The sequence below is a fragment of the Zoogloea sp. 1C4 genome, from assembly GCF_009469605.1.
GTDB classification, from domain to species: Bacteria; Pseudomonadota; Gammaproteobacteria; order Burkholderiales; family Rhodocyclaceae; genus Zoogloea; species Zoogloea oryzae.
The window spans coordinates 236,171-249,357 of record NZ_SSXU01000006.1 but is presented as its reverse complement, the minus strand read 5'-3'; the positions used below and the strand labels follow the sequence as shown (position 1 = coordinate 249,357).

10 protein-coding genes are annotated in these 13,187 nt (G+C 66.3%); 1 reads left to right on the top strand and 9 read right to left on the bottom strand.

Annotation, left to right across the window (positions count from 1 at the left end; genetic code table 11):
- Positions 1-12: 12 nt before the first annotated feature.
- The 9 genes from GH681_RS09985 to clpB all read right to left on the bottom strand — a co-directional run bounded on the left by GH681_RS09985 (position 13) and on the right by clpB (position 11,907).
- A complete protein-coding gene (locus tag GH681_RS09985; RefSeq protein ID WP_153161324.1) occupies positions 13-1,443 on the bottom strand; it encodes an aldehyde dehydrogenase family protein in 1,431 nt (476 codons plus the stop codon).
- A 414-nt stretch (positions 1,444-1,857) separates the two neighbouring features.
- Entirely contained in the window at positions 1,858-2,745 is an 888-nt protein-coding gene (locus GH681_RS09980) for a transglycosylase SLT domain-containing protein (protein ID WP_153161323.1), read from the bottom strand.
- 136 nt (positions 2,746-2,881) lie between these two features.
- Positions 2,882-3,310: a DUF934 domain-containing protein gene (locus GH681_RS09975; RefSeq protein ID WP_153161322.1), complete on the bottom strand. Its 429-nt coding sequence runs from the start codon at positions 3,308-3,310 to the stop codon at positions 2,882-2,884.
- Positions 3,294-4,949 carry a nitrite/sulfite reductase gene (locus tag GH681_RS09970; RefSeq protein WP_153161321.1) on the bottom strand — a complete coding sequence of 552 codons (1,656 nt, stop codon included), beginning with the start codon at positions 4,947-4,949 and terminating at the stop codon, positions 3,294-3,296. The genes GH681_RS09975 and GH681_RS09970 overlap by 17 nt, the downstream gene beginning before the upstream one ends.
- Before the next feature lie 9 nt (positions 4,950-4,958).
- Complete coding sequence (gene ccoG / locus GH681_RS09965; protein WP_153161320.1) at positions 4,959-6,329, bottom strand: cytochrome c oxidase accessory protein CcoG; 1,371 nt, start codon at positions 6,327-6,329, stop codon at positions 4,959-4,961.
- Between the two features lie 103 nt (positions 6,330-6,432).
- On the bottom strand, positions 6,433-7,845 hold the full coding sequence (locus GH681_RS09960) for a PLP-dependent aminotransferase family protein (RefSeq protein ID WP_153161319.1): 1,413 nt from the start codon (positions 7,843-7,845) through the stop codon (positions 6,433-6,435).
- A 97-nt stretch (positions 7,846-7,942) separates the two neighbouring features.
- Positions 7,943-8,425 (bottom strand): OmpA family protein, encoded by a 483-nt coding sequence (locus GH681_RS09955; RefSeq protein ID WP_153161318.1) that lies wholly within the window; start codon positions 8,423-8,425, stop codon positions 7,943-7,945.
- Positions 8,426-8,550: 125 nt separating this feature from the next.
- On the bottom strand, positions 8,551-9,183 hold the full coding sequence (locus GH681_RS09950; protein WP_153161317.1) for a hypothetical protein: 633 nt from the start codon (positions 9,181-9,183) through the stop codon (positions 8,551-8,553).
- A gap of 144 nt (positions 9,184-9,327) precedes the next feature.
- Positions 9,328-11,907, bottom strand: coding sequence for an ATP-dependent chaperone ClpB (gene clpB / locus GH681_RS09945; protein ID WP_153161316.1), 2,580 nt, complete (start codon positions 11,905-11,907; stop codon positions 9,328-9,330).
- A gap of 233 nt (positions 11,908-12,140) precedes the next feature.
- On the opposite strand from clpB, the gene GH681_RS09940 reads away from it, so the two are divergent.
- Positions 12,141-13,187: a DUF4325 domain-containing protein gene (locus tag GH681_RS09940; RefSeq protein ID WP_153161315.1), complete on the top strand. Its 1,047-nt coding sequence runs from the start codon at positions 12,141-12,143 to the stop codon at positions 13,185-13,187.

The window sequence follows — 13,187 nt, the reverse complement described above, 5'->3', positions numbered from 1 at the left end:
GCGCCCCGAGGCTCAGTCGGCGCCATGGCCGATGATCGCCTTGGTCTCGAGGTATTCCTCGATGCCCCAGGCGCCCCACTCCCGCCCGAGGCCCGACTGCTTGTAGCCGCCGAAGGGCGCCGTGGTATCCACCGGCGCGCCGTTGAGATGCACGTTGCCGGTGCGCAGGCGCCGGGCCACGCGGCGGGCGCGGGCGAGGTCCGACGACGACACGTAGCCCGACAGGCCATAGGGCGTGTCGTTGGCGATGCGCACCGCGTCGTCTTCGTCCTGGTAGGCGATGATCGACAACACCGGGCCGAAGATCTCCTCCCGGGCGATGGTCATCGCCGGCGTGACGCGGCTGAAGATCGTCGGCCGCACGAAGTAACCCCGGGCGATGCCTTCCGGCCGTCCCGGCCCGCCGGCCACCAGCTTGGCGCCCTCGGCGATGCCGCTGTCGATCATCTGCTGCACCCGGGCGAACTGGGCGCCGTTGGCCACCGGGCCAAGGGTGGTCGTGTCGTCAGAGGGATCACCCACCACCAGCTTGCCGAGGGTCGCCGCGGCGATGGCTTCGACCTCCTCCAGCCGGCTTTCGGGCACCAGCAGGCGCGAGGGGGCGTTGCAGTTCTGGCCGCTGTTGAGCATCAGGGTCAGCACGCCCTGCTTCACCGCGCGGGGGAAATCCGCGTCGTCCAGCAGAATGTTGGCGGACTTGCCGCCCAGCTCCAGCGCCACCTTCTTCACCGTATCGGCGGCGGTCTTCATCACCAGCTTGCCGGCGCGGGTGGAGCCCGTGAAGGACACCATGTCCACGTCCGGATGGGCTGTGAGCGGCGCGCCCACGCCTTCCCCGTCGCCCTGCACCAGGTTGAACACGCCCGGCGGCACGCCCGCGTCGTCGAGGATCTCGGCCAGCACCACGGCAGACAGGGGCGCCAGCTCGCTGGGTTTGAGCACCATCGTGCAGCCCGCCGCCAGCGCCGGGGCGATCTTGCAGGCCATCTGGTTGGCCGGCCAGTTCCAGGGGGTGATGAGGGCGCACACGCCGGCCGCCTCCTTCACGATCAGCGTGGAGCCCTGCAGGCGCTCGAACTCCATCTCCTTCAGCGCCGCCGCCACCGCCCGGAAGTGCCCGAGGCCCGACGCCGCCTGGGCGCCGCTGGCCAGCATCTTGAAGGGCGCGCCCATCTCGGCGGTGATGGCCTTCGCCATGTCGTCGAAGCGCTTCTTGTAGGCCACGCCGATGCGCGCGATGAGATCCAGCCGCTCCTCGCGGGTGGTGGCCGAGAACGCCGGAAAGGCCGCCTTCGCCGCCGCCACCGCGCGATCCACGTCGGCCGCCGCGCCCATGGCGATCATGCCGGCGGGCGCTTCGGTGGCGGGGTTGATGACCTCGCGCCGAGCGGCGGAGGAAGGTTCGACCCACTGGCCGCCAATGTAAAACTGCTGCTGATGCATGCTGTCCCCTGCTGTTGTTCTTTCGAGGAGCATAACTTAGCCGGGACTGGCCGGCATGGGAAGGGCGGGGGCAAAGCAGACGTAGGTCGGGATAGCGCAGCGTATCCCGACAGCCCGGCGGATCGTCGAGCGCGATCGGACGAGGCAACCGGCATTGACGTCGGGTTACGCTGCGCTAACCCGATCTACGCGAGCCGCGATCGTTCATGCAGCCCCCGTATTCCTTCAACACCCTGGTGAATATGATCTACAGGGCGTGCGATATCGAATACACGAGGGTGTAGATCGAATACACCCCGTGAACATCGATCTACACTCGGGTGTAGATCATCAACGCGCGCCTGTTGATGATCTACAGGGGCTGATAATCGATCTACACCCGCGCGTTGATGACCAACACCCCGTGTATATCGATCAACCGCGCAGGGTTTCGGCGTGGCGCGGGGCGCGGTAGAAGGCGAGGATGCGGCGGACGTATTCCTGGGTTTCGGCAAACGGGGGCACGCCCTTGTAGCGCATCACGTTGCCTTCGCCGGCGTTGTAGGCGGCGGCGGCCAGGGCCACGTCGCCCTTGAACTGGGACAGCAGCACGCGCAGGTAGGCGAGGCCGCCGCGGACGTTCTGCTCCGGGTCGAGGGCGTCGCGCACGCCGAAGCGTTCGGCGGTGTCGGGGATGAGCTGCATCAGGCCCAGGGCGTTCTTGGGCGAGCGGGCGGCGGCGTCGAAGTTGGATTCGGTGCGCACGATGGCCAGCGCGAGGCGCGGGTCCACCTTGAACCGCGGGGCGAGCTTCTGGATCAGCTGGGCGTGGCGGCGCTTGTCGGCGGGCAGCGCCTTCACAAAACGATCGACCACTTCCTGGGGCACCACTTCGTCGGCGGCAACGGCGGCCATCATCAGCGCCGGCGGCGCGCCGGTGACGAGGCAGTCGGGCAGGCGCTCGGCGCCGGGCAGCGGCACCACCAGGCTGCGGGCCTTCTCGTGGCCGCGCTGGGCGGCGATGGAGAGGAGCGTGGTGGCGATCTGGTTGTCGCGGGCGACGCCCTGCCCCATCAGGTAGAGCCGGCCGAGGCGGTACTGGCCCTCGACGCTGCCGTCGCGGGCGGCGGCGCAGTAGTGGGCGGCGGCCACGCCGGGCTGGCGCAGGCTCTCGGCCTTGAAGCCGCTCTCCAGCAACCGGGCGAGGGCCGGCGGCTCGTCGCTCCACTCGGGCGCCTCGTCCTGGACGGCCGCCGACGCGCCGAAGGCGGCGAGGCTGAACAGGGCGGACAAGGCGAAGCGGGCAAACTTGGCAGCGGACATCGGCAGGCAGTGGGTTGAAGCGGTGCGCGCATGATGCCGCCGGCAATGCTGCACCGCCGTGACCAACTTGGGCATGCCGCCCGGAAAGCCGCGCTAATGACCGGCGGTTGCGATGAAATTCACAAATCCGGCGGTTTCAGCGCTGCCCGAGGGGCTGCCAGCGGTAGTCGGCCAGGGCGTCCACCGCTTCGGCCGGCGGCTGGTCGGCGCGCAGGCTGAAGGCGTCGAAGCCGCAGGCGTGCAGAAAGTAGAGCTGATCCCGCAGTACGTCGCCAAAGGCGCGGAGCTCGCCCCGGTAGCCGTGGCGCTGGCGCAGCAGGCGGGCCAGGGAATAGCCGCGGCCGTCGGTGAATACCGGAAAGTGGATGGCGACGAGCGCGAGGCGGTCGAGATGCGGGAGCAGCGCGTCCGGGGTTTCGTCCGGCGCGAGCCACACCGCCGGGTGATCGGGGCGGGCCTGCCAGTCGGCGAGGGGAAGGATCACCCGCGCCGGGTTGGCGGGGGCGCTGGTGACGAGCGTCCAGTCGTCGGCGACGAGCAGGCCGTGCTTAATGACGTGGGGCATGGCTGTCTCCATAAACCGCCTGACGGAAGGGGTCGAGGCCGAGGCGCTCCACCGCGTCGATGAAGGGCTCGCCCTCCAGCCGACGGGCGACGTAGGTTTCGAGCAGGCGGGCGATCACGTCGGGCACCTGGGCGGCGGCGAAGCTGGGGCCGATCACCTTGCCCAGCGCGGCCTGCGTGCCTTCGCGCCCGCCGATGGTGATCTGGAACCACTCCTGGTTGTTCTTATCGACGCCGAGGATGCCGATGTGGCCGATGTGGTGGTGGCCGCAGGCATTGACGCAGCCGGACAGGTTGAGCTCCAGCGGGCCCAGGTCGAAGAGGTAGTCGAGGTCGTCGAAACGCTGCTGGATGGCCGCCGCGACGGGCAGCGAGCGGGCGTTGGCGAGGGAGCAGAAATCGCCGCCGGGGCAGCACACCAGATCGGGCAGGAGGCCGATGGTGGGCGTGGCGAGGCCCAGGGCGCGGGCGGCGGCCCACACCGCCGGCAGGTCGGCACGGGCCACATGGGGCAGCACGAGGTTCTGCTCGTGGCTCACGCGGATCTCGCCGTGGCTGTAGCGCTCGGCCAGATCGGCGATGCCGTCCATCTGGTCGGCGGTGGCGTCGCCCGGCGCCTGGCCGGGGGCCTTCAGGGACAGGGTGACGATGGCGCGGCCGGGCTGGCGGTGGGCGGCGACGTTGCGAGCCAGCCAGCGGGTGTAGGCGACGGGCTGGTCGGGCATCTCGGCGGGCGGCGCGGGCGCATCGGCCGGGCCGGCGAAGAAGGCTTCCATCCGCGCGAAGTGGTCGGCGTCGATGGTGTTGGGGCCGCCGCGGCTCCACGCCCATTCGTCCTCCACCTCGGCGGCAAAGCCGTCGAGGGTCAGGTCTTTCACCAGGATCTTGATGCGCGCCTTGTACTTGTTGTCGCGCCGGCCGTGGCGGTTGTACACGCGCAGGATGGCCTCGAAGTAGTTGAGGAGCTCCGCCTGGGGCAGAAAGGCCTTGAGGCTGTGGCCGACCATCGGCGTGCGCCCGAGGCCGCCGCCGACGAAGACTTCGAAGCCCCGCTGGCCATCGTCGCCAATGCGCGCGGCGGCGCCGATGTCGTGGAAGCGCAGCGCGGCGCGGTCCTCGGCGCCACCCGCAAAGGCGATCTTGAACTTGCGCGGGAGGAACTGGAACTCCGGCGCCAGCGCGGACCACTGGCGGACGATCTCGCAGGCCGGGCGCGGGTCGAACAGCTCATCCGCGGCCACGCCGGCGAAGGGGTCGGTGGTGATGTTGCGGATGCAGTTGCCGGAAGTCTGGATCGCGTGCATCTGCACCGTGGCGAGCTCGGCGAGGATCTCCGGCGCGTCCTCCAGCCGCACCCAGTTGAACTGGATGTTGCTGCGGGTGGTGAAGTGGCCGTAGCCCCGGTCGTGGTGGCGGGCGATGTGGGCGAGCTGGCGCAGCTGCCGGGCGGCCAGCGTGCCGTAGGGGATCGCGACCCGCAGCATGGGCGCGTGGCGCTGGATGTAGAGGCCGTTCTGGAGGCGCAGCGGGCGGAACTCGTCCTCGCCCAGCCGGCCATCAAGGAAGCGGCCCATCTGGTCGCGGAAGCGCGCGACGCGGTCGTCCACCAGTTGCTGGTCGGTTTCGTCGTAGTGGTACATGGGGTTTGCTCAGGGGAGGACGAAGGTGCTCTTTTCGACGACGCGGGTGGCGGCGTCCTGTTCGGCGGCGATCTCGAAGGCGATCGGGCGTACGGCCGCCCCGCCCTCGCCCGCCGGCACGGCCACCGTGAGCTGCACGGTGCGGATGCCGCCGGGCACGCCGGCAAAGCGCGCCGAGCCGACGATCTCGGCGCCGTCAATGCCGCTCACCGCGACGCGGAAATCCCGCGGGACTTCGGCGAGGTTCATGATCTTGAGGGTGTAGGCATTTTCGATGCGGCCATCCGCAGCTTCCCGCGCCAGGCTGCCCCGGTCGCGCAGCACATCGACAAGCAGCAGCGAGCGGTCGGCGAGGGTCCATGCCCCGAGCCCGATGAACACCGCCAGCAGCCCGCCATACACCGCCAGCCGGGGCCGGGCGGACGAGGGCTTGCCGGAAAGTTCCAGCTCGGAGGCGAAGCGGATCAGCCCGGCGGGCTTGCCGATGCGCCCCATCACCGTGTCGCAGGCGTCGGCGCACAGGCCGCAGTTGATGCACTGGTATTGCAGGCCGTCGCGGATGTCGATGCCGGTGGGACACACCTGCACGCAGATGCCGCAATCCACGCAGTCGCCGGCACCCGTGCCGCCCTTGGCCCGGCGGGGTTCGCCGCGGGCGGTGTCGTAGGCCACCGTGCGGGTGGTCGGGTCGAACATCACGCCCTGGAAGCGCGAGTACGGGCACATGTGCTGGCATACGGCCTCACGGGCGAAGCCGGCCTGCACGTACAGGAAGAGGGCGTAGAAGACGACCCAGAAGCCTTCCCACGGCCCCAGCTGCCAGCTGGCCACGGCCGGGAGCAGCTCGCGGATCGGCGTGAAGTAGCCGACGAAGGTGATCCCGGTCCACGCCGCCAGCGCCAGCCACAGGCCATGCTTGGTGGCACGCAGGGCGAGCTTGCGGGCAGACCACGGGGCGTCGTCGAGGCGGCGCCGGGCCAGGTGGTCGCCTTCGACCTTCTCCTCGATCCACATGAAGATCGAGGTGTAAACCGTTTGCGGACAGGCGAAGCCGCAGAACAGCCGGCCGGCCATCGCGGTGACGAGGAACAGCCCGGTGGCGGCGAGGATCAGCACGATCGCCAGGAGCAGCGCGTCCTGGGGCCACAGCACGAGGCCGAAGAGGTAGAACTTCTCGTGGGCGATGTCGAACAGCAGCGCCTGGCGCGTGGCGCCACCATCGTCGGTCCAGCCGAGCCAGCAGGCGCCGTAGAACACCAGCTGGGTGAGCCACACCATGGCCCAGCGCATGCTGTTGAAACGTCCGCGGGTGGAACGGGCGTGGATCTTTCCCTTGTTGCGGTACAGCGTCACCCGCGCTGTGTGGGCCTTGCCTTGCATCGTGTGCCTCCGGACGGGGCGAATCCCCGATGGGCGAAGTAGACCACCCGGCGCCGGATAGGCACAGATTCAGAGAATCAGAAAAACAATAGGTACAGATGCGCTACAACTGGGCGGCCACCAGCTTGCCGAGGGTTTCCACCGCCGCCCGCTGGCGAGCAGGATCGGGGTGGCCGAAGTTGAGGCGGATGCAGTGGCCGAATTCCCGCGTGGCCGAGAAAATCGGCCCCGGCGCGAGGCTGATCCCCGCCGCCAGCGCGGCCTGATGCAGGCGCAGGGCATCCACCTGGGGCGGCAGTTCCAGCCACAGGAAGTAACCGCCCTCGGGCCGGGCGAGGCGCGTGCCATCCGGGAAGTGCGCCTCCACCGCGGCCACCAGCGCCGCCTCCTGGCTGGCGAGGCGCTGGCGCAGGCCGCGCAGGTGTTTGTCGAAGCCGCCCTGCTTGAGGTAATCCGCCAGGGCGATCTGCACCGGCACGGTGGTGGCGATGCTGCTCGCCAGCTTCTGGCGCTGGACGGCGTCGGCGTAGCGCCCGGCCGCCACCCAGCCGATCCGGTAACCCGGCGCGAGGCACTTCGAGAAGGACGACACGTGCATCACGATGCCGGCCGGGTCCACGGCCTTGGAGCACAGGGGCGCGGTATCGCCGAAGTACAGCTCGGCGTACACGTCATCCTCGATCAGCGGCACCTGGTGGCGGGTGAGGAGCTCGACCAGCTCACGCCGCCGCGCGTCGGGCATCCGCGCGCCGGTGGGGTTGGCAAAGTTGAGCATGAACAGGCAGGCGCTCACCCGGTGGTGGCGCAGCAGCTCGGCCAGCGCCTCGATGCTGACGCCCTCCCGCGGGTGCGACGGGATCTCCGCCACCCGCAGCCCACGCCGCTCGGCCGCCTGCAGGCCGGCGTAGAAGGTGGGCGACTCGACGGCGATCAGATCGCCGGGGCGCGTGACCGCCTGCAGGCACAGGTTGAGCCCTTCCATCGCGCCCGAGGTGATGACGATCTCCCGCGGCGACACCTGGGCGCCGTGGCCCAGATAGCGCAGTGCCAGCTGGCGGCGCAGCTCCTCGTTGCCCGGCGGCAGGTCGGTGATGGTGGCGCGCGGATCGAGATGCCGGGCCGCGTGGGCGAGGCAGCGGCCCAGCCGGTCAAGGGGGAAGAGTTCGGGCGCCGGAAAGCTGGAGCCCAGCGGCACCACCGCCGGGTCCTTCACGCTGTCGAGGATCTGGAAGATGAAGTCGCTCACCTGCAGCTCGGTGAAATCCGGCTGCGGGCGGCTCATCGCCGGCTCGGGCAGGCGCTGGGCCCGCCGCACACGCACGAAGTAGCCGGAGCGCGGCCGCGCCTCGACGAGCCCGCGGCTTTCCAGCAGCGCGTAGGCCTGGGTGACGGTCACCGGGCTCACGTCGTGGATGCGGCAGGCCTGGCGCACCGAGGGCAGGCGCTCGCCCGGGCGCAGCACGCCGCTCTCGATGAGTTGCCCGGTCTGCTCGGCGAGGGTCTGGTAGCGGATCATGGGCGGATGGTAGCCGAGCCCGGCGTCGATCTGCCCCGGCCGTGAACGAAAAAAAGCCGGGCGGACCCGGCTTTCTTCTGGCTGCGCGGTGCGGCGATTACTGCACGCGCACTTCCACGCGACGCGCTTCGGCAGCGTCGCCACCACCCAGGGTGATGGCCGGCTTGCGCAGGTTCACCTTGTCGGCGGGGATGCCGGCGGCGATCAGAACGTCCTTGACGGCCAGGGCGCGGGCCTTGGCGACTTCGGCGTTGACGGCGGCACCACCGGTTTCATCGTGGTAGCCGGAGATCAGCACCAGCTTGGCGGGTTCTTCTTGCAGCTTGGCGACGACCTTGGCGACTTCCTCGGCGGCGTTGGCGGGCAACTCGGCCTTGCCGGAATCGAAGTACAGCTTGATCAGGGGCTCGCCCACTTCGGCGATCTCGGGGGCCTCGACGGCGGCCACGGCAGCCGGTGCGGCTTCACGGGTCTGGCCGGTGACGTAGGAGGCAAGACCGATCACCAAGCCGATGACCAGCGCAATGACGCCAAAGAGAATGCCGAGCACGAGGTTCTGGTTGTCGTCGTCTTCCTGCATGAAAAATCCTTTCCAAATGATGGTTTAAATCAAACCTTGCAAGTATATAGGCTTATCGGTGCCCGCCCCACCTGCAGCATGCGGAAAAAGTTAAATAGGGTGTCATGCAGAGGGCGCCTAGTGCGTCATCTAAGTGCCTTGCTACCGCTCACGAGCATCGCCGCTGTACCGACGACTAACACCAGGGCGACGCCGCCGACGATCAGCGCGCCGTCGGCTGCCACGGTGACCGGCGTCGCCAGAAGCTTGGCGGCAAACATTTCCGGCGGCGTCACCTCCAGGACGTACACCTCGTAGGGATGCGCGAAAGCGATGTCGTCAGGCACATGCACACCCGCCGCACTGTAGCGACGGCCTTCCAGATCAAAGCGTTTGTACAGCGTCGTTCGGGAGGATTCCGACTCCCTGAAGCCCGCCTGAAGCAGGAACGCCCGCTGCGCGTCGTCGAGTCTGGCGATCCTGGCCGACAGATAGAGCGTCCCTTTGACCTTGTCCCGGTCGGCAGAGAATGAATGGTCGAGGTCCGCCTCCAGCACCGCCCGCCTTTCCCAGGTCAGAACCTTCAGGAGCGGAGCGGACGACGGAAAGAAATAGTGGTACTTGTCGCCCAGCACGACCAACTCGCTGCCATCGCCGGTGACCGTGAAGCTCCGGATGGTGTCCTTGGAGTATTTGTCCCGCATCCAGTACGAGGTGACGCAGCCCAGCTGGGCAAAACACAACAGCAGCGCGATCAGGCGCTGGACGACGACAGGCATGAAGATATCCAGAACAGTTGTCTTGATTTTATCTGAATATAATTTCAGCGATATTGAAAGTCAATCCGCATTCAGCTTCCTGACCACCAAAGCAGAAGGCCCGCATCGCTGCGGGCCTTCCGGGCAAACACGGTCAGACGGTCATCATGCCTTCACGAAAGTGATCTTCCGGTCGATGCAATCCACCTTGATGGTGTCCTTGGCGGCAAACTGCCCTTCGAGGATGCGCTTGGCGAGCGGGTTCTCGATGTGCTCCTGGATCGCCCGCTTGAGCGGCCGGGCGCCGAACACCGGGTCGAAGCCGGCGCTGGCGAGTTCCATCAGCGCCGCGTCGCTCACGTCCAGGTGCATGTCGAGCCGCGCCAGGCGCTTCTCGAGATAGGCCAGCTGGATGCGGGCGATGGATGCGATGTGCTTCTCGTCGAGCGCATGGAAGACCACCACCTCGTCGATCCGGTTGATGAACTCCGGCCGGAAGTAGGTCTTCACCTCGGCCATCACCGCCAGCTTGATGACCTGATAGTCGTCGCCGGACATCTGCTGGATCATCTGGCTGCCCAGGTTGCTGGTCATCACGATCACGGTGTTCTTGAAGTCCACCGTGCGGCCCTGGCCGTCGGTCATGCGGCCGTCGTCGAGCACCTGCAGCAGCACGTTGAAGACGTCCGGGTGAGCCTTCTCCACTTCATCGAAGAGGATCACCGAATACGGCTTGCGACGCACCTGCTCGGTGAGATAACCGCCTTCCTCGTAGCCCACGTAGCCCGGAGGCGCGCCGATCAGGCGGGCCACCGAATGCTTCTCCATGAACTCGCTCATGTCGATGCGGATGAGGTGATCCTCGGCATCGAACATGAACTCGGCCAGCGCCTTGCACAGCTCGGTCTTGCCCACGCCCGTGGGGCCGAGGAACAGGAAGGAGCCATAGGGCCGGTTCTCGTCCGACAGCCCGGCGCGGGAGCGGCGGATCGCATCGGCCACCAGGCGCACGGCCTCGTCCTGGCCGACCACGCGCTGGTGCAGCTTGTCTTCCATGTGCAGCAGCTTCTCGCGCTCGCCCTGCATCATCTTCGACACCGGGATGCCGGTGGCGCGGCTCACCACCTCGGCGATCTCCTCGGCGCCCACCTGGGTGCGCAGCAGCTTGTTGGCGGGCCTGGCGTCGCCGCCGGCCTCGGCCTTCTTGAGTTGCGCCTCGAGCTGGGGCAGCTTGCCGTACTGCAGCTCGGCCACCTTCTCGAGCTTGCCTTCGCGCTGCAGGCGGGCGATGTCGGCCTTCAGGTGGTCGATCTCTTCCTTGATCTGGGCCGAGCCCTGCACCGCGGATTTCTCGGCCTTCCAGATTTCTTCCAGATCCGAGTATTCCTTCTTGATGCGGGCGATCTCTTCCTCGATCAGGCCGAGGCGCTTCAGCGAGGCTTCGTCCTTCTCCTTCTGCACCGCCAGCTGCTCGATCTCCAACTGGATGCGGCGGCGCTCGAGCTTGTCCATCACCTCGGGCTTGGAGTCGATCTCCATCTTGATGCGCGCCGCGGCCTCGTCGATCAGGTCGATGGCCTTGTCGGGCAGGAAGCGGTCGGTGATGTAGCGGTGCGAAAGCTCCGCCGCGGCGACGATGGCCGGGTCGGTGATGTCCACGCCGTGGTGGAGTTCGTACTTCTCCTGCAGGCCGCGCAGGATGGCGATGGTCGATTCCACGCTCGGCTCATCGACGAGCACCTTCTGGAAGCGGCGCTCCAGCGCAGCGTCCTTCTCGATGTACTTGCGGTATTCGTCCAGGGTGGTGGCGCCGATGCAGTGGAGTTCGCCGCGGGCCAGCGCGGGCTTGAGCATGTTGCCGGCGTCGATGGCGCCCTCGGCCTTGCCGGCGCCCACCATGGTGTGGATCTCGTCGATGAACAGGATGATCCGGCCTTCGTCCTTGGCGATGTCGTTGAGCACCGCCTTCAGGCGCTCCTCGAACTCGCCACGGTACTTGGCGCCGGCCAGCAGCCCGGCCATGTCGAGCACCAGCACGCGCTTGCCCTTCAGGGTCTCGGGCACTTCGCCATTGATGATGCGCTGGGCCAGGCCCTCGACGATGGCCGTCTTGCCCACGCCGGGCTCGCCGATCAGCACCGGGTTGTTCTTGGTGCGGCGCTGGAGGATCTGGATCGCCCGGCGAATCTCGTCGTCGCGGCCGATCACCGGGTCGAGCTTGCCTTGGCGGGCGCGGTCGGTCAGATCGACGCAATACTTCTTCAGGGCCTCGCGTTGGCTCTCGGCGTCGGCGCTACCCACGTTCTGGCCGCCGCGCACGGCGTCGATGGCCTGCTCCAGCGCCTTCTTGGTCAGGCCGTGTTCCTTCAGCAGGCGGCCGGTCTCGCCCTTGTCGTCGGCCAGGGCCAGCAGGAACATCTCGCTGGCGATGAACTCGTCGCCGCGCTGCTGGGCAGCCTTGTCGGTGAGGTTGAGCAGGTTGCCCAGATCACGCCCGACGGACACCTCGCCGCCGTGGCCCTGCACCTTGGGCAGACGATCGAGCGCCTTCACGAGCGCCGCCTTGAGCCCGGCGCCATTCACGCCGGCCCGCTGCAGCAGCGAAGCGGTGCTGCCGTCGTCCTGATTGAGGAGCGCCAGCAGCAGGTGCTGGGGCTCGATGAACTGCTGGTCGTTGCCCACCGCGAGGCTCTGGGCATCGGCGAGGGCTTGCTGGAATTTGGTGGTGAACTTGTCGTAGCGCATAGGGCCTCCGGATTTCTGTCTGCGGCATAGATGAGGCACAAAATGAGACTTTCAAGTTCACGTCGTTTAGCCACGCTTCACAAGCGGGCGCTCCATCACTCGTACCGCACGTTACCCGAGGGACCCAATGCAGCTCAGCACACAACTATGCAATTCTGGGCGATTTAAACTTCACAGATCTCAGTTGACAAGACGACAGAAACGTTGACAATACAACAAAAGGAGGTTGACAAATGCCCGCAGTCCGAACCGGCGGAGAACCCGTACGTAAATTTCTTATCGAGAACATTGATGCGCATCCATCAGATGTTGTACGCATCGCGGCAGAGAAATTCGCCTGCTCAAGGCAGGCCGTCCACAAGCACCTAAAGCGCTTGGTTGACGAAGGGGCTGTTGTGGTCAGCGGGAATACGCGAAGTAAGCTCTATCGTCTTGCTCCATTGCTGCAATGGAGTCATCAATACGAGCTTACACCATCACTGACCGAAGACTCAGTTTGGCGTAACGACGTTGCGCCACGGCTAGAAAAGCTGCCAAGAAACGTCCTGAACATTTGGCACTATGGTTTCACCGAGATGCTTAACAACGTGATCGACCACTCGGATGCCAGTGACGTTCTCATATCTGTGAAAAAGACCGCGGCATCTACGACCGTGACTATCTACGACAACGGTGTCGGCATCTTCAAGAAGATTCGAAGCGCGCTCGATTTGGTTGATGAGCGGCACGCGGTACTAGAACTGGCCAAAGGCAAGCTAACGACTGATCCGGCCAACCACTCGGGCGAAGGCATCTTTTTTTCGTCACGAATGTTTGATGAGTTTGACATTCTCTCTGGAGAAGTATTTTTCTCACATCAGTTTGACAAGAAAGAGGATTGGATTCTCCAACGAAACCGTCCGCAAGAAGGTACCTTGGTAACAATGACGCTACACAACCATACTGCGCGGACCACCAAGAAAGTCTTTGACAAGTTCTCTTCGGGAGAGGACTACGGCTTCAACAAGACGGTAGTCCCCGTCAGACTGATGCAATATGGGGACGACAATTTAGTCTCTCGATCGCAAGCCAAGCGGCTACTGTCGAGAATCGACCGATTCAAGGTCGTCATGCTTGATTTCACCGGAGTGACATCCATCGGTCAAGCTTTCGCTGACGAAGTATTCCGCGTCTTCAGCGCAAAGCACCCCAATATCGAGTTAACTCCAATAAATGCCTCCTCTGACGTTCGTCGAATGATCTCTCGAGCCAAGTCACTTGCTGCCTCATCCGGTGTGTAG